Source organism: Shewanella sp. QJM3NY_23 (genome assembly GCF_056173105.1).
Map to the genome: position 1 here is coordinate 1,796,702 of NZ_CM149657.1, position 17,418 is coordinate 1,814,119.

Sequence of the window (17,418 nt, forward strand, 5' to 3'; positions counted from 1 at the left end):
TGCGGTTACAAACGCATCTGGATGCCATTATCTTGTAGGTAACGTTTTAATGTTTGAATGTCGATGATCCCTTTATGAAATACACTGGCAGCTAATGCCGCATCCACTTTGGCCTCTTCAAAGACTGCTTTAAAATGCGCCATAGTACCGGCACCACCTGAGGCAATTAATGGGACATCGCATATCGCTCTGATCATTGATAGCTGTTTTATATCATAGCCTTGGCGCACGCCGTCTTGGTTCATCACATTGAGTACGATCTCGCCGCAGCCGCGTTTTTGCACCTCTTCGACCCAGTCTTGGGTATACCACTGGGTATCTTTGGTGGCGGCTTCATCCCCTGTAAACTGCTTGACCTTGTAGCTATTGCTGTCGGCCTCATAAAAGGAGTCGATACCGATGACGATGCATTGGCGGCCAAACTCATCTTGCAGGCGATCGATAAGGCTAGGATCGCTTAAAGCCGGTGAGTTAATCGAGATTTTATCGGCGCCAAAGGCAAGTTTTTCTCTCGCTTGCTCGATGGTTTTTATCCCACCCGCAACACAGAAGGGGATATCTATCTGCTCGGCGACGCGGCTGACCCAACTTTTATCGACAACCCGATCGTGCGCGCTGGCAGTGATATCATAAAACACCAGTTCATCGGCGCCCTCAACGGCATAACGTGCGGCAAGCGGCACTATGTCACCGACAATTTCATGGTTACGAAACTGCACGCCTTTAACGACTTTACCTTCGCGGACATCGAGGCAGGGAACTATACGTTTGGCCAACATGCGATAGCCTCCTCGACACTAAAGTTTTCAATTAACAGTGCTTTGCCAATAATAATGCCGCTAGCGCCGCTATCTCTTACTGCTGCAACGTCCTCGAGAGTAGCAATACCACCAGAGGCTTGCCATGCAATATCGGGATAAAGCTGAGCGATCTCTTGGTATAATTCGGTGTTACTGCCCTTAAGGGTGCCATCACGACTAATGTCGGTCACCAGTGCGTGTTTTAGGCCATAAGGTTTAAAAGCCTCAACCAATGATTCAAGGGTCTTACCCCCACCCGATTGCCAACCCGAAACGGCAACGATTTTTTCACCTTGCTCGTTGATATTAACATCGAGTGCTAAGCAGATGGCGTCGCTACCATATTTGGTAAACCAGCTTTGCACCAGCGCGGTCTCTTTCACCGCGAGCGAGCCGATCACCACCCGTTTGACCCCGATTTCGAGTAGCTCTGCCACTTGCGCCTCACTGCGAATGCCGCCGCCCACTTGAATATTGGCATCGAGTCCGTTTACTAACTCAGCTATTAATGCTGTTTGGCGTTTTTCAGGTGCTTTCGCACCAGTAAGGTCGACAATGTGTAGCCATTTTGCGCCTTGAGCTTGATAAGATTGCAGTTGGCTTAATGGGCTTAAGGCAAAAGTTGTTTGCTGGTTATAGTCGCCTTGATAGAGGCGAACCACTTGGCCGTCGATAAGATCAATTGCGGGGATGATCATTGGGCGACCTCCGCTTTTTGTGGGTTTAGACTGTCACGGGTCATTTTCATAAAGTTTTTCAGTATTTGAGCGCCAATGGTGGCACTTTTTTCAGGGTGAAACTGCACCCCCATAAAATTGTCTTTCGCGATTGCAGCGCTAAAGGCTTCACCATATTCACTCTGGGCTATGGTGTATTGACTGATTGGCGCGCGGTAGCTATGAACAAAATAGACATAACTGCCAGCGGCAATCCCTGCAAACAGTGGATGGGCCGTTGGCGTTATCTGATTCCAGCCCATGTGCGGCAGTGGCAATCCATGGCTATCGAGGTCGCTAATCTCGGTATCGATAAGCCCTAAGCAGCGACAACCGTCAGCGCTGTTTTTTACTGCAAAGTTACCGCGCTCAGTCGATGAGTTGGTCATCATCTGCATGCCTAGACACACGCCGAGCACGGGCTGAGTCAGTGACTTAATGGTATTAACGAGGGCTTTGTCATTAAGTGATGCCATTGCCGCTTGAGCGCTACCCACACCGGGCAGTACTACGCGGGTGGCGGCGTTGATCTTGGCTAAATCGTCACTGATTTGAGCATCGGCGCCGATACGCTCAAAAGCGTAGCGGACCGAGCTTAAATTGGCGCAGCCTGTGTCGATGATAATGGTGCTGTCTTTATCATTGCTCATAACACACCTTTACTTGATGGCAAGGCATCACCTTCGACTTTGACGGCTTGGCGAAGGGTGCGACCAAGCACTTTAAAGAGGCTTTCTACCTTGTGGTGATCGTTATCGCCATTGGTGGATAAGTGCAGGGTGCAGCGCAGCCCATCGGCGAAAGAACGGAAAAAATGCGGCACCATTTCGGTGGCCATTTCGCCCACCATTTCACGCTCAAATTGGCCGTCAAACTTGATGAACGGTCGCCCTGATAAGTCTAGCAAACAAGAGGCACTGGCTTCATCCATAGGAATGCTAAAGCCAAAACGGGCGATGCCGCGCTTGTCACCTAGGGCTTGCCTTAGTGCGTCACCAATGGCCAACGCGGTGTCTTCGACGCTGTGATGGTCATCTATTTCTAAGTCACCATCGACACTGACATCCATCTTAAAGCTGCCGTGGGTGGCAATTTGGTCGAGCATGTGGTCAAAAAAGCCAATGCCAGTATTGATGTCGCTTTTCTGTTGGCTATCTAAATCAATGGTGACGCGAATGTCGGTTTCTTTGGTGGTGCGCACGACCGTGGCTACGCGATCGCTGCAAAGGAGCTTATCGGCAATCGCATCCCAGTTTAGGGTCTCACGGTTGTACTGCAGTCCGGCTATTCCCATGGCATCGGCAAGACCTAAATCGGTTTCTCGGTCGCCAATCACCGCAGAGGCGGTAAAATCGACGCGGCCTTCGGTGAGGTAAGATTTGACTAAGCCCAGTTTGGGCTTACGACAGCTGCAGTTTTCATCATTAAAATGGGGGCAGATCAGCACGTCATCGAAGGTCACTCCTTGGCTGGTTAAGATCTGCATCATCATATTTTGCGGGGCATCAAAATCATCTTTAGGGAACGAAGGTGTGCCTAATCCATCTTGGTTACTGACCATCACGAGTCGATAACCCGCTTTTTGCAGCTTAAGCAGCGCAGGGATCACCTGTGGCTCAAAGACTAACTTGGCTAAGCTATCAACTTGCTTGTCAGTGATAGGCTCTTCGATGATGGTGCCATCTCTATCGATAAAAAGGATCTTTTGCTTCATCTTTTGTCTACCTTCAATTTCAATTCTTATTCTGTGCCACTAGTTAGTGGTTATATGCGGATGTCAGTGCTTCGCGGCCACTAATCAATAAGCAGTTTGATTAACGTATCAGTTTGTTCATCACAGGCAAAACTAAAGCGAATACTGTTGGCAAGGGCGGGATCTTTATAGGCGCGCGCCACGACACCCCCTTGCTTAAGTTTATGTTGGATATCGGTCACATCATTAAAGGTCGCCAACACAAAGTTGCCATTGGCGGGCAGCACATTAGCGCCGATGCGCAGCAGTGCCTCACTGAGTCGTAAACCATTTTGTTTCAGTTGGCTAACCTGTTGTTGCATAGTCTCGATGCCTTGTAGGCTTAGCGCCTCGCAAGCAAGATTCGATACAGGTAAAGGTACAGGGTAGGGCGCGATGACTCGCATCACCATCTCAGTAATCATCTTATTGGCGAGCATAAAGCCGCAGCGTGCGCCAGCCAATGCAAACGCTTTGGACAAGGTTCGCAGCACCACAAGGTTGTCAAACTGGTCGATAAGGTTGGCAACGCTATAGTCGGGGCAAAACTCAATATAGGCTTCATCGACAACAACGAGTGCATCAGGCAACTTAGCGATAACCTGCGCTATTATCTGTGGGCTAATGACGGTGCCAGTAGGATTGTTGGGGTTACAAATAAACACTAGTTTGGCATCGCTAACTTGCTCTGCGATATCATTTGGCAGCTGATACTCATCATTGAGGCGCAGGGCGTTAACGCCGACATTAAAGGTTTGTGCGCTAATGGCATACATGCCATAGGTCGGGCCAAAACAGGCGATGCTATCTTTGCCTGGCATGCAAAATGTGCGGATTAACAGCTCGATAGCTTCATCGGCGCCGCGACTGGTGATGACTTGCTCTCTGCGCACTTGGGCGTATTGCGCATAGGCGTTAATGAGCGCTGGTGGCTGACATTCAGGGTAACGGTTGAGATTATCGACATCACTGTTGTTAAAAGGCGACTCATTGGCATTGATCCAAATTTGACCCTCGCCCCCAATGCGGCGCGCAGACTCATAGGGCTGCAGCGTCAGCAGCTCTGGGCGTGCAAGTCGCTCGGCAGTAGTTAACTTCTGCTGACTCATATTACGCTCCCTTATCCATACTCGTTTCGGTTTCAATGCTAAGCAGGCGCACTGCAATGGCATTTTTGTGAGCATCGAGTTGCTCGGCGCTGGCAAGCGTCATCACGCTTTGTCCTAGCCCCATTAAGCCTTCGGCACTGAGCTCTTGCACGGTAAAGCGGCGGCTAAAATCGGCAAGCGATAGGCTAGATACGGCTCTGCTATAACCGTAGGTGGGTAACACATGATTGGTGCCACTGGCATAATCGCCAACCGACTCAGGTGTGTAAGCCCCTAAAAAGACTGAACCCGCTGCGCGAATTTGCTTAAGCAGCTCACGGGGCGCATTGGTTTGAATAATTAAGTGTTCAGGGCCATAACGGTTGGACACCTTGGCCGCTTCATCCATATCCATAACCAATATGGTACGGCTGCAACTTAGCGCCGTTGTGGCGATATCGGCTCTAGGTAATAGAGCAAGTTGTTGTTGCAGGGCTTGATTGACCTCATTGGCCAGATTTTGGCTGTCGGTGACCAGCATCACTTGAGAATCGGGGCCGTGCTCCGCTTGAGACAGCAGATCGGCGGCAATAAAGCTGGGGTTCGCGTCTTTATCTGCGATGACTAATACCTCTGATGGGCCCGCTGGCATATCGATACTCACCACGCAGCGACTGTCTTGCGATACCAGACGTTTAGCTTCGGTGACATAGCGATTACCTGGGCCAAAAATCTTATCTACCGCAGCAATAGTCTCTGTGCCTAATGCAAGGGCGGCGATGGCTTGGGCGCCGCCCACTTGGAATATCTGCTTTATACCGCAAGCGTTTGCAGCATAGACAATGGCATCATCAATTGGCGGGGGGCTGACGAGTACTCGTTGCTCACATCCTGCAATTTGGGCTGGCAGGGCGAGCATCAATACGGTGGATATGAGCGGCGCACTGCCTCCAGGAATATAAAGCCCCACTTTCTCGATGGGCTCACTGCGAAGTTCGCAGCGCACGCCGGCTTGAGTTTCAACATCAATGCCTTGAAAGGCTTGCGCTTTATGGAAGGTTTCAATATTGCCCATAGCTTGGGCTATGGCGGTTTTTATTTCATCGCTAACTCTTGTGCAGGCAGCCTTTATCTCAATGTCAGACAGTGCAAGCTCATCCAACTCGACGCCATCAAACTGCTTTGAAAATTGCTTGAGCGCGACATCGCCGTCGTTAGCCACCTTATCAATAATGGTTTTGACACTTTGCTCTAGCGCCAAATCGCCAACGAGGGGAGAGCGTTGCAGTGCTTGTTGTTGCTCGCCAAGGCTTAACTCTGCCCACTTAAGTTGTTGCATCTTGACCTTAATCGCATCGGTACTCGTCGTTAATGTCATAGTGTTAACCCATCATTTTTTCGATTGGCATGACCAGTATTGAACTGGCTCCGAGCTGAGTGAGCTCCTCCATGGTATCCCAGAACAGATCTTCAGTGCTTACCGCGTGGATAGCGACGCGATTGGTATCATCGTTAAGGGGCAGTACGGTTGGGTTTTCAGCGCCAGGTAATAGGGCCACAATTTGATCAAGGGTTTCGGTAGGCGCGTGCAGCAGAATATATTTACTCTCTTTAGCGCGTACAACGCCATTGATACGAGAAAGAATCTTGTTGATCAGCGCTTGTTTGTCAGGGGTTTGCTCTTGAGTCGATTGAATGATGCAGGCCATAGAGCGGTAGATCACTTCAGTTTCGTACAGGCCATTTGCTTCTAAGGTGGCGCCAGTTGATACCAAGTCGCAGATCCCATCAGAAAGGCCTGCGCGAGGGGCAACTTCGACCGAGCCCTTAAGCATACAGTCGCGATAACTTATGCCCTTTTGCTGCATATAACGGCGAAGTAGGTTCGGGTAAGAGGTGGCGATGCGCAGTCCTTCGAGTGAGGTCGCATCTTGATAATTAAATTCATTAGGTACAGCCAGCGATAATCGACAGGCGCCAAAATCGAGTTCTCTGAGCTTGAGGCATTCAGCTGGTTTGCCTAAGGTTTGACGTTCAATCTGTTCCTCTTCAAGCACGTTTTCACCTATGATGCCCAGATCAACCACGCCATCCATCACAAGGCCAGGGATATCATCATCACGCACCCGCAGCAGATCGATAGGCATATTGTCAGAGTGGGCAATAAGACGTTGTTCGTTAACGTTAAACTTAACCCCGCAGCTTTTTAATAACTTTTGTGATTCTTTTGATAGTCGGCCCGACTTCTGGATGGCGATACGTAATCTGCTTGACTCTGACATAACTGACTTCCTCTATGGTTGATTCTATAATTTTTTAAAAACTGTTTTAAAACAAAATATTAAGCTAGAAACTAAAAACCCCCGGAATTCCTTCCAGGGGTTTTTGATCTGTCTTGAATCAACCGCCAGAAGGAAATAGTCCTCCGGCAGTAAGCGTCCGAAGGCTACCGCATATGATGGTGATGATGGATAGTGTTCAAACGCTGGGTCATGTTCTTTTCTCGTATCAATAATTTGCTAAAGCGGCGATGCTGTCGCCTAAGTTGTATTTAAACTAATCAAGATTGGATATTTATGCAACCCCTAATTTGCATAATGAGTAATCTTCATCTTCAAGCTGCGTGGGAAAAGGCGTTGTGCATAGTCAAAATTGCTTAGGCCGTAGTGAAGTCGCTTCATACGTCGAATAATCGGTTGGGTGGTGAGCAGTAAAGGTAACAAGTTTTGTCAGTGAGATAATGCCGACCACTTGTGCTCAGAGATGAAACACGGATAATGCCCACACAATAGCACTGACAACCCTATGATGGATTGAGATTGACGAGCAGCAGATTAACCCAAGAAGTGGCGCGTATTTTCGCTGATGACGGTGTTATAGCCCAAGGCGTTAGCGGCTACAGTTGCCGCCCGCAGCAGCAACAGATGGCAGCTTTAGTCAGCCAAGCGATGTCGTGTGCAGACAACTTGGTGGTTGAAGCGGGCACTGGTGTGGGTAAAACCTACGCGTATTTGGTGCCAGCACTGCTCAGTGGTCAGCAAGTTATCATCAGCACCGGCAGTAAAAACCTACAAGAGCAATTGTTCTTTAAAGATATTCCTGCATTGCTGGCGATGTTCGATATCAAACTAAACGTCGCGTTACTCAAAGGCCGCAGCAATTATCTTTGTCAGCTCAATATGGAGCGGCAACTCAACGGCGCCGATGTGATGGACAGCCAAGTCCTTGATGATTTGCTGCGCATCAATCAATGGGCAGGACAGACTCAAGATGGTGATATCGGCGGTATCCATAGTGTGTCAGAAAACTCAGCAGCCTTGCCTTTGGTGGTCAGTTCAAAAGAGAGTTGTATTGGTAAAGCTTGCGAGCATTATGAGCCCTGTTTTACCCGTAAAGCGCGGCAAAAGGCGATGGATGCCAAGGTGATTGTGGTTAATCATCACCTGTTTTTTGCCGACAGTGTGTTGAAAGAGACTGGCTTTGCCGAGTTGTTGCCCGATACCGACGCCGTTATTTTTGACGAGGCACATCTGCTGCCCGATATTGCGGTCACTTACTTTGGTCAGCAGCTGAATATTAAAAGCGTGATTAACCTGATCGAACGCTTTGCAAAGCTTTACCGTGAATCGATGACTGACTCAGCGCAGATAGCATCGATGACGGCCCGTTGTTACACCTTAATAGAGCAGTGGCAAGCTCAAGTCTTTGCTACCGAACAAGTTAATTGGCGTTATCTGCTGGCCGACAAAGCAATAATGACAGCCTCATGGGCGCTGTTACAAGAGCTGACCGCCTATCAAACACTGTTAATGGGGTACCTTGGCCGTAATGAAGAGTTTGATGATAGCGTCGAGAAACTTAATCAGCAATTAAGTAAATTAGCGGTGTTTTTTCAATGCGATAATCACAACTGTGCCTACAGTATCGAATACGGTTATCGGCATATGACGCTGCGAATATCGCCAATTAATGTGACTAAAGAGTGCCAGGCATTATTTAGGGCTGATACCAGTTGGATTTTTACCTCGGCGACGTTACAAATTAATCGTGATTTAGGCTTATTTACTCAGGCGTTAGGATTAAAAAACGCGCAAACGGCGATCTTAGACAGTCCATTTGATTATGCGCGCCAAGCGCTATTTTGTGTGCCGCGTCATCTCAGCAGTGTCAGCCAACATGATAACGCCACTAAGCAGCTGGTTGATGTGGCGATAAAAGCCATCAATGCCGCTAAAGGTCGCACTTTTATGCTGTTCACTAGCCATCGAATGCTTAATCAGGTGGCCCAAGCGCTGCACGGGCGAGTGCAATATCCCTTATTAGTACAAGGGCAGGCGGGCAAACAAACCTTGCTGAAAAAGTACCGCCAATTGGGTAATGCGGTCTTGTTGGGTACGGGGGCATTTTGGGAGGGCGTTGATGTGCGCGGTAAACTATTAAGCTGCGTCATTATCGATAAACTGCCGTTTATGTCACCCGATGACACCTTGTATAAGGCAAGGGCCGAGGGGGTAATGCGTGATGGGCTCGATCCCTTTATGAGTTTGTCATTGCCCCAAGCGGTGATCACCTTAAATCAGGGCGTCGGTCGATTGATCCGTGATGAAAAGGATCGTGGCGTGTTGATTTTATGCGATAACCGTATCGTTAATCGCCCCTACGGACAGGCATTTATCAACTCATTGCCACCTATGCACCGCACCCGGGATCTTGACCAAGCGATTACCTTTTTGCAGCAGATAGATTGAGCGCTAACAGATGGCAACGCTCACTTTTAAGGCTGGCATTGATAACTGATTTTTAAGCACTTTAACTAACTTAAGTGAAATCGATTACATGGCATCTTGTCTTACTGCTATTTGTGCTAATAGCGACTTAGCGGCTCAAATAAACAGAGCATACGGACTGTTTATTTGAGGATGCGACTGATTGAGTTTAATGCAGTTTCATTCTGGGGCGCACCACGCGCATCATTTTTTCTGCCATCCATAATGCCAAGGTTTTCGGTATGCCATGGATCGCCTTTTGATGCATGCGGTATAGCGAAATATACATAAAGCGAGCGATCTTCCCCTCAACAAACATGCTGTTTTTGGTTAAGTTACCCATCAAGCTACCGACGGTACTGTAACGCGATAGATTGACTAAAGAGCCGTGATCGACATAAACATAGTCTTGCAATGGCAGTTGTTTTATCTCGGCAAGCATATTGTGTTCAACACATTGGGCCATCTGATGTGCCGATTGTGCGCGCGGTGGGACAAAACTGCCATCGGCTTGCTGGCATGCACAGCAGTCACCAATCACATAGACGTTATCATCTTGGGTACTTTGCAATGTGCCTTTTACCAGAATTTGGTTGGCGCGGTTAAGCTCAAGCCCCTCAATCTGTTTAATAAACTCAGGGGCCTTAACCCCCGCGGCCCACAGCATCAGGTGCGCATCGATGAGTTCATCATCGGCGGTGATAAAACCTTGCGCCGTGGCTTGATTAATACGGGTGTTTTCTCTGATATTAACGCCCAGTGCCGTTAACTCCCGAGCCGCACTGGCGGCAATCCGCTCAGGTAACGCAGGTAAAATACGCGGGCCCGCTTCAATCAAGCTGATGCTCAGTTTATCGGCGGTCATCTTACTTAAACCGTACATTTTGAGTTGCTCGGTGACATGGTATAGCTCTGCCGACAGCTCAACGCCTGTGGCGCCGCCGCCAACAATGGCAATTTTTAGTGCGCCGAGTTCATCCGATTGATGCACCCGAGTAAAGCTGTCTAACAATGCATTATGGAATCGATTGGCTTGCTGGTGGGAGTCTAAAAAGTAGCAGTGCTCTTGTACCCCAGGGGTGCCAAAATCATTACTGATACTGCCAACAGCGATGACTAATTTATCATAACTGAGCTGCCTGCTGGGGAGTAGGGCTTCCCCATTAGCGTTCATGATCGGGGCAAGCGTAATGCACTGAGCCTTAAGATCGACATGATTGAGCTCGCCTAATTGAAATTGATAACCGTGGCGCACCGCATGGGCCGAATAGACCACACCATCGAGATCGGCATCGAGTGAGCCGGTGGCGACTTCATGGAGTAGCGGCTTCCAAATATGGGTGCGGTTTTTATCGATTAAGGTGATCTCCGCTTGGCTTTTTTTCCCCAGTTTATGCCCAAGTTGGGTTGCCAGGCCTAGGCCTCCAGCGCCGCCACCCACAATAATGATCTTAAGTGGTGGGCTCATACTTGTATCCTGTGTCATGGTGGTGCCGATCCTTGTGGTCAGAATGTCTTATGGGCTGAGTATGTTGGCTATTTGGCCTTTATGGTATCGTTTTTAATCAATTTGACCATGAAATAATTTTCAACAAAGTGACTCTTGCCAATTGGCCCAAAATACGAAAGCCTTTTTACGTACCGCGGTTGCGTGATGGTAATGATAGCGATTTATGAGGTGCAGCTTGATGTTATTGACTTATGTTGCGCTTATATAGCGAGGTTATGATGCAACAAGGTGAACACAAGTGCGCAAAGCGGCGCAATATCTTGAGTTAGCTTTAGTCTATGCTCGCTTTTGGGCTATACCTGATTTGAATTTACGTTATAATCGGCGTCATTAAATATGTTGTCGTCCCTCGATTGCTGTGATTCTCGATTACTGTGATTATTGTACCGAGTCATTTCGCGCTGCGATACTGGTTACCTTAATGAACATCGATTGACGATAAACATCTGCTTTTATTCCTATTTTGGTTAGATTAATGCCTGATAATACAGACAATACTTCATCTTTGACCCTGCTTGCGCTAGACACCTGCACCGAATCTTGCTCGGTGGCCTTAAGTTATCAGGGGCAAGTGTATGCCCAGCAGGCCGATGCGCCGCGTGAACACAGCCAAAGGCTATTATCTATGGTCGATAAGGTGCTCAATGATGCCAATATTGGGTTAAGTGATGTTGACTTGATAGCCTATGGCCGCGGCCCTGGCAGTTTTACCGGTATACGCATCTGCACGTCAATGACTCAAGGATTGGCGTTAGGCCAAGACTTACCTGTAGTGGGTATTTCAACTTTACAGGCGATGGCGCAGGCGACAATGGATATCCATGGCGCGGCGCAAGTCGTGGCTGCTATCGATGCCCGTATGGGCGAAGTCTATTGGGGCGAATTTATCAATCAGTCTGGTATAGCGACACTGATTGGCCGGGAAAGCGTGTGCGCTCCAGCTGAAGTCTGCCGTGCTTTAGATTATCAGCAAGCGGTGATGGCATGTGGCACCGGCTTTGATGCTTATCCTGAGCTGCTTATTGATGGTATGTTGTTGGCACCAGAGGCCAAGTTTCCAGAAGCTAAATATATGTTGAAACTCGCTGAAATCGCCCATGGTGCGGGACAATCTACAGATGTAGAAGGACTTGAACCGGTTTATTTACGTGATACCGTTACGTGGAAAAAGCTGCCCGGTCGTGAGTGATCTGTTTTAAACTTATAGCAGTAGTTGGCTTTGAGGTTAACCCTAACAAGTTTACAATGCTAAAAGCTAGGCTGTTGTAACGAGTAATACATGAGTCAATATCGATAATCTAATCGTTGTCGTGGCGAACGGCATGAATCAAGCGCCGCGCTATGAGGTAAGTTAATGCAGATCCAATCAGGTCATGCGCTGCGCAGCAATACATTGCCAAGCGCAACAAACATCAGTGACAGCATTGCGCCGCTTAAGGCGACGCAAGTCTTGCCTGCGATTATTGATGTCAAAGCGATTGAGTCTAGCGATCTATTGCGCCAACAAGGCCAGTCAGTCGCCGTAGAGGTGGAACTTGACAATGCCGATAACGCTGACAACTTAAGTACCACGCAACTCGATGCCCGTCTCGATGCCAAGCTCGAGTATGAACAGAACACTCAAGCCAAGCTAGGCGCGATTACAACTTACCTTCACCACGAACATGCCGCCCAGCGAGAAGCGATTTCGCAAATGGTGGGTATCGACACGTATGCTTAAGCGGCTCACCGTGGGCAGGCTTTGGTTTGATTTAACTTCTTTTGTCTCTATTTGGAGATTAGCCGTTTCTGCTGGGCTGAAATCGCTTTTGTCACCTGATGTCTCAGGTTATGTGTTTGCTTATGTACGCGATTTAAGTTTCTACCATTTAATAAGTCAGTACCATTTAAGTTACTATTACTTAAATAACAACAGCTTAATTAACCATCGCTTAAATCACAGTCACTTGTCTAGGTTGAGTTACTAATGGCGCCGCTCGGTCAATCAACGGCACGTAGTGCAATCTCAATCCCAAGTCGTGGTCAGTTTATTGTCGAACTGCTGCTGGCACTGGTGCTAACGCGTATCCCCTATATCAGGGTGCCGTTTAAATGGTTAGAGAGTTATTTTCATGAGCTCTCTCATGGCTTGGCGACTTTACTAACGGGCGGCGTCGTTAGCCATATCCAGCTGTTTCCTAATGGTGCAGGGCTCTGTTTTAGCCAAGGCGGTTGGCCTGTGATCATAGGTTTTGCTGGGTATTTTGGTGCAGCCTTATGGGGATTATTGATTTTTAATTTAGCCACATGGCGTAAGGGAATACGGCTTAGTTTTGCATTTTTAGGCTTAGCAGTGTTGTTGACCATGTTACTGTGGGGGCGCGATCTGCTGACGCTAGGTATTTTGTCGCTATTAGCATTGCTGTTTTTATTACCGTTAAAGTTAAGTCACAGTCCAATATTGACGCTATCACTTAGGGTGATGGCATTGATGGTGATGCTCAATGCCTTGGCCAGCCCAACGGTGTTATTTGGCTTAACAGGTCAGGGGGATGCCGTGATGCTGGCGCAGCAGACATGGGTGCCGGCCGTGTTTTGGGTGACAATCTGGTTATTGACCAGCCTGCTGATGTTATGGTTGTGCTGGCGACGTATCGATAGCGCTGCTAAATCGCGAATGACTAGTAACTAATAACTAATAACTAAATAACCAAAATGTAACTCGGAGCGGTTGTCTTTTTACGGGTGTTTTTACCGCAGTTTATTGGCTATTTTGGTAAGGCGGCGGTAAGGCGGCGGTTATGATCTTTAGCCTTATCCATAAGTAGTTGGCTCCCTAAGTAGCCTACCACACGGGCAAAATAGCTAATAAACGCGATCCTTTGAGTTTGTTTCAATGCCGCTATTGCGCCGTTATGCGCTTGTCGTTTAACCCGTTGGGCATCATTGCCCATGCCTGACACTAACATCATTGCATTAGAACAAAAAATCAAGTTCGAAAGATCAACTGACCCTAACTGTTTATTTAAGTATTATTTATTGGTTTAGGCTGATAGGTTTAAGGTTTTATCAGGGAGAATTATAATGAAAAAAATGACATTAATTGCCGCGTTATTAGTGCCATCGCTGTTGGGGTCTGTAGCAAATGCACAAACCGAAGTGGATCCACAACTGACCGCAGCCCTAAGCAATGACCTACGCCAAGAGGCAAATCTTCAGCGAGACGTATATCGTCATCCCGGTGAAACCCTCACTTTTTTTGGTATTAAACCCACAGATACCGTGATTGAATTGTGGTCTGGTGGACGCTGGTATGCAGAGATTTTGGCGCCATATTTAGCCGCTGAAGGACATTATATTGCTGCAAACTTCGATGCAAACCCGCCAGAAGGAGTTAAGTTACCTGACTATCAAATTCGTTTAGGTAAGGCATTAGAGCAGTGGCTTGATGACAATCGTTCAATGCTTGGTCAAGCTTCTGCCTTGGCATTTGCTCCACCACGCCTGACCGAGTTAGGTGAAGATAACAGCGTCGATGCGGTGCTGACTTTTCGTAATCTTCATAACTGGGCCAGCTCAGATCAGTTAGAAAATGTATTTGACAGTGCGTATCAGGTGCTAAAACCTGGTGGAGTACTGGGTATTGTTGAACATAGGGCTAAGCCCGGAATGGCGTTAAGCTCTGGTTATATGGTGCAAGATGAGATCATCGATTTGGCGCAGCAATCAGGCTTTACTTTAGTGTCTAGCAGCGAAATTAACGCCAATGCCAAAGACAGTAAAGATCATCCTAAAGGGGTGTGGACCTTACCGCCCAGCCTGAGATTAGGTGAGCAAGACAAGCAAAAATACCTAGCAATAGGCGAAAGCGACCGCATGACGCTCAAATTTATCAAAAAGTAGTAATAAATGCCTGACAAAAAGAGCCTGCTATGGCAATCTTGCGGCGCAGAAAATGAGGTAACGATTCAGTTGCCTCATATTCGTTTGGCCGCAAGGGTATGGGGAAGCGACGATAAGCCATTATTACTGGCATTGCATGGTTGGTTAGATAATGCCAACAGCTTTGCGCCTTTAACCCAGTATCTTGATAACTTCCAAGTGTTAGCCATTGATTGGCCAGGGCACGGTCGCTCAGAACATCGACCCGGCGCCTATCCGCTTCATTGGATTGATTATCTTTATGATGTCGATATCTTGCTTGATGCTGTGATGGCGATTAAACCGGTTTATGCGGTCATAGGCCATTCACTCGGCGCTATTGTGACCTCAGCTTATAGCGCCGCATTTGCCGATAAAGTGCCCCACTGGATATTGATTGAAGCAATGGCGCCACTATTTGAAGCACCTGCTAATAGCCGGCAGCGATTGGCGCGTAGTTTCCAAGGTTATCGCCGTTTGCTGACCAAAAAGAGGGCGCCCTCACGAAGTTTTACACTTGAGAGTGCCGTAACGGCTCGGCATCGTTTAACCGGACTGGCCACGCCTTGGTGTCGGCTTATCATCGAACGTAATGTTAATAATGATGAGGCAGAGATGAGCTGGCGTACCGATCCTAGGCTGACCTTGGACTCGCCGATGCGGCTTAACCTCGAACACGTGACAGGATTAATGCAAGGCCATACTGGGCGTGTGTTGTTGATTACAGCTTGTGATGGTTATCAACGCGATCCAGAAATCGCCCAGCAAGTGCTTGATTGGTATGATGCAATAACCCATGTAGAACTCGATGGTGACCATCATCTGCATATGGGGAATGCACAGCAGGTGGCAAAGCACATTTGTGAATTTTTAGGCTGACATGAGTCAGTCGATGGAATAATCATCGGTACGCAAAATTAGTCTAGGATTTTTACTCTAATTATGTGATGATGTTCAAAATTAAAACGCCTGTATGATTTTTTGGGTGTTACTTACAATATAAATAAGTCAGTGTTTAGTTTCTGTTTTTTGAAACGATTAGTGATTGATTTCATTCACAATAACTCTGCCTCGGGATTTAGGAGAGATCTAGTGGAACAGCTTTGGACGAACAATTTACCCGATGATGTACCCGCCATTATTAACGAGAAACAGTACAGTTCGCTAATCGATCTGTTCGAAAGTTCGGTGGCAAAATATGCCGATCAGCCTGCATTTGTGAATATGGGCGCGACACTGACTTACCGCAAACTCGAAGAGCGTAGCCGTGCGTTTGCCGCCTATTTACAAAATGAACTTAAACTGCAAAAAGGCGATCGCGTTGCCATCATGATGCCAAACCTGTTGCAATATCCTATTGCGCTGTTTGGTATTTTGCGTGCTGGTATGGTGGTGGTTAACGTCAATCCACTGTATACCCCTAGAGAATTAAAGCATCAGCTTAATGATTCGGGTGCCAAAGCGATTGTCGTCGTCTCTAACTTTGCCAGTACGTTGGAAGAAGTGGTTGAAGATACCGCTGTTGAAAGCGTGATTTTAACTGGGCTCGGTGACTTACTGAGCGCGCCTAAACGCACCCTAGTGAATTTCGTGGTGAAATACATTAAGAAGATGGTACCTAAGTATCATCTCCCACATGCCATTTCAATGCGCCGCTCTTTATCTAAAGGCCGCCGCATGCAGTATGTTAAGCCGTCTCTTGATGCCGATGACGTGGCCTTTTTGCAATATACCGGTGGCACCACTGGCGTCTCTAAAGGTGCGATGCTCACTCATGGCAACATTGTCAGTAATCTACTGCAAGCCGATGCCGCTTACTCTCCTTTACTGGAAAACGGCAAAGAGTTTGTGGTCACGGCGCTACCCCTATATCACATCTTTGCACTAACGGTTAACTGCTTATTGTTCCTACATAAAGGAGCCAATAATCTATTGATCACCAACCCGAGAGATATCCCAGCGTTTGTGGCTGAGTTAAAGAAGCACCCATTTACGGCACTGACCGGGGTGAATACCCTGTTTAATGCCTTGGTGAACTCTAAAGAGTTTCAGGCGTTAGAGTTTTCTGCGCTTAAGCTGTCTATTGGCGGTGGTATGGCGGTGCAACGTGCGGTAGCCGATAAGTGGCAGGGGCTCACCAAGACTAAATTACTAGAAGGTTATGGCCTAACTGAAGCTTCACCTCTGGTGGCCTGCTGCCCTTATAATCTTGAAGGCTATAATGGTTCGATTGGCTTTCCTGTTGCCAATACCGATATGCAAGTGCGTGATGATGACGGTAATGTATTAGCGCAAGGGGAAACGGGAGAGTTGTTTGCTAAAGGCCCACAGATAATGAAAGGCTATTGGCAGCGTCCTGAAGAAACGGCCAAGGTCATCGATGCCCAAGGCTATCTCGCGACCGGCGATATAGGTTACATGGACGAGCAAGGGTTTTTCTTTATTGTCGATCGTAAAAAAGACATGATCTTGGTGTCAGGTTTTAATGTGTTTCCTAATGAAGTCGAAGAGGTAGTTGCACTGCATCCAAAGGTGATAGAAGTCGCTGCCGTTGGTGTACCGCACGAGGTCAGTGGCGAATTGGTGAAGATTTTTGTGGTCGCGAACGATAAATCTTTGACCGAAGAGCAGCTAATTAAGCATTGTCGTCATCATTTGACGGGATATAAAGTGCCTAAGCTGGTAGAATTTAGGGATGAGTTACCTAAGAGTAATGTCGGCAAAATTTTACGCCGCGAACTCCGCGATGAGGCCAAATCTGCGTAGTTAAGCTTAGTTAGTAGAGATTAGCCATTAGGTATTAACCGTATTAATGTTAACTCAAAGCCGGCGCTTATTGCCGGCTTTTGTGTTAATCGCGGTGACATTAAACAAGCGCACGTTGAATTAATGTCACTGCGATAAGT

General features: G+C 47.6%; 16 protein-coding genes and 1 other annotated feature. Of the genes, 7 read left to right on the forward strand and 9 right to left on the reverse strand.

The features are described 5' to 3' along the window. Positions 1–5: 5 nt before the first annotated feature. The 7 genes from hisF to hisG form a co-directional block, all read right to left on the reverse strand. Positions 6–779, reverse strand: a complete 774-nt coding sequence (gene hisF, locus AC0VXX_RS08225; protein ID WP_475516710.1) for an imidazole glycerol phosphate synthase subunit HisF — start codon at positions 777–779, stop codon at positions 6–8. Continuing rightward, positions 761–1,498, reverse strand: coding sequence for a 1-(5-phosphoribosyl)-5-[(5-phosphoribosylamino)methylideneamino]imidazole-4-carboxamide isomerase (gene hisA / locus AC0VXX_RS08230; protein WP_475516711.1), 738 nt, complete (start codon positions 1,496–1,498; stop codon positions 761–763). The genes hisF and hisA overlap by 19 nt, the downstream gene beginning before the upstream one ends. After that, positions 1,495–2,166, reverse strand: coding sequence for an imidazole glycerol phosphate synthase subunit HisH (hisH, locus tag AC0VXX_RS08235; RefSeq protein WP_475516712.1), 672 nt, complete (start codon positions 2,164–2,166; stop codon positions 1,495–1,497). Before hisH ends, hisA begins: the two co-directional genes overlap by 4 nt. Beyond that, on the reverse strand, positions 2,163–3,230 hold the full coding sequence (hisB, locus tag AC0VXX_RS08240) for a bifunctional histidinol-phosphatase/imidazoleglycerol-phosphate dehydratase HisB (protein ID WP_475516713.1): 1,068 nt from the start codon (positions 3,228–3,230) through the stop codon (positions 2,163–2,165). Before hisB ends, hisH begins: the two co-directional genes overlap by 4 nt. An 80-nt stretch (positions 3,231–3,310) precedes the next feature. Next, positions 3,311–4,357, reverse strand: coding sequence for a histidinol-phosphate transaminase (hisC, locus tag AC0VXX_RS08245; RefSeq protein WP_475516714.1), 1,047 nt, complete (start codon positions 4,355–4,357; stop codon positions 3,311–3,313). 1 nt (position 4,358) lies between these two features. After that, positions 4,359–5,675 carry a histidinol dehydrogenase gene (hisD, locus tag AC0VXX_RS08250; protein WP_475516971.1) on the reverse strand — a complete coding sequence of 439 codons (1,317 nt, stop codon included), beginning with the start codon at positions 5,673–5,675 and terminating at the stop codon, positions 4,359–4,361. Positions 5,676–5,718: 43 nt separating this feature from the next. Further along, complete coding sequence (gene hisG, locus AC0VXX_RS08255) at positions 5,719–6,618, reverse strand: ATP phosphoribosyltransferase (RefSeq protein ID WP_119976915.1); 900 nt, start codon at positions 6,616–6,618, stop codon at positions 5,719–5,721. Positions 6,619–6,686: 68 nt separating this feature from the next. Next, positions 6,687–6,807 (reverse strand) — a sequence feature (His leader region). 342 nt (positions 6,808–7,149) lie between these two features. Between hisG and AC0VXX_RS08260 the strand changes: the two genes are divergently transcribed. Further along, positions 7,150–9,084: an ATP-dependent DNA helicase gene (locus AC0VXX_RS08260; protein WP_475516715.1), complete on the forward strand. Its 1,935-nt coding sequence runs from the start codon at positions 7,150–7,152 to the stop codon at positions 9,082–9,084. Positions 9,085–9,271: 187 nt separating this feature from the next. On the opposite strand, the gene AC0VXX_RS08265 is transcribed toward AC0VXX_RS08260, so the two are convergent. Further along, positions 9,272–10,570 (reverse strand): NAD(P)/FAD-dependent oxidoreductase, encoded by a 1,299-nt coding sequence (locus AC0VXX_RS08265; protein ID WP_475516716.1) that lies wholly within the window; start codon positions 10,568–10,570, stop codon positions 9,272–9,274. A 517-nt stretch (positions 10,571–11,087) separates the two neighbouring features. Here AC0VXX_RS08265 and tsaB point away from each other — a divergent pair. From tsaB to AC0VXX_RS08280, 3 genes are all read left to right on the forward strand, one after another. After that, complete coding sequence (tsaB, locus tag AC0VXX_RS08270) at positions 11,088–11,801, forward strand: tRNA (adenosine(37)-N6)-threonylcarbamoyltransferase complex dimerization subunit type 1 TsaB (RefSeq protein ID WP_475516717.1); 714 nt, start codon at positions 11,088–11,090, stop codon at positions 11,799–11,801. A 165-nt stretch (positions 11,802–11,966) separates the two neighbouring features. Next, positions 11,967–12,332 (forward strand): hypothetical protein, encoded by a 366-nt coding sequence (locus AC0VXX_RS08275; RefSeq protein WP_475516718.1) that lies wholly within the window; start codon positions 11,967–11,969, stop codon positions 12,330–12,332. A gap of 246 nt (positions 12,333–12,578) precedes the next feature. Then, entirely contained in the window at positions 12,579–13,283 is a 705-nt protein-coding gene (locus tag AC0VXX_RS08280; RefSeq protein ID WP_475516719.1) for a M50 family metallopeptidase, read from the forward strand. A 76-nt stretch (positions 13,284–13,359) separates the two neighbouring features. On the opposite strand, the gene AC0VXX_RS08285 is transcribed toward AC0VXX_RS08280, so the two are convergent. Further along, the gene (locus AC0VXX_RS08285) at positions 13,360–13,563 is read right to left on the reverse strand and encodes a hypothetical protein (protein WP_475516720.1); all 204 of its coding nucleotides are present in this window, start codon (positions 13,561–13,563) and stop codon (positions 13,360–13,362) included. A 112-nt stretch (positions 13,564–13,675) separates the two neighbouring features. On the opposite strand from AC0VXX_RS08285, the gene AC0VXX_RS08290 reads away from it, so the two are divergent. From AC0VXX_RS08290 to fadD, 3 genes are all read left to right on the forward strand, one after another. After that, positions 13,676–14,494, forward strand: a complete 819-nt coding sequence (locus AC0VXX_RS08290) for a class I SAM-dependent methyltransferase (protein WP_475516721.1) — start codon at positions 13,676–13,678, stop codon at positions 14,492–14,494. A gap of 6 nt (positions 14,495–14,500) precedes the next feature. Continuing rightward, positions 14,501–15,391 carry an alpha/beta fold hydrolase gene (locus AC0VXX_RS08295; RefSeq protein WP_475516722.1) on the forward strand — a complete coding sequence of 297 codons (891 nt, stop codon included), beginning with the start codon at positions 14,501–14,503 and terminating at the stop codon, positions 15,389–15,391. A gap of 213 nt (positions 15,392–15,604) precedes the next feature. Beyond that, a complete protein-coding gene (gene fadD, locus AC0VXX_RS08300) occupies positions 15,605–17,278 on the forward strand; it encodes a long-chain-fatty-acid--CoA ligase FadD (RefSeq protein WP_475516723.1) in 1,674 nt (557 codons plus the stop codon). Positions 17,279–17,418: the final 140 nt, after the last annotated feature.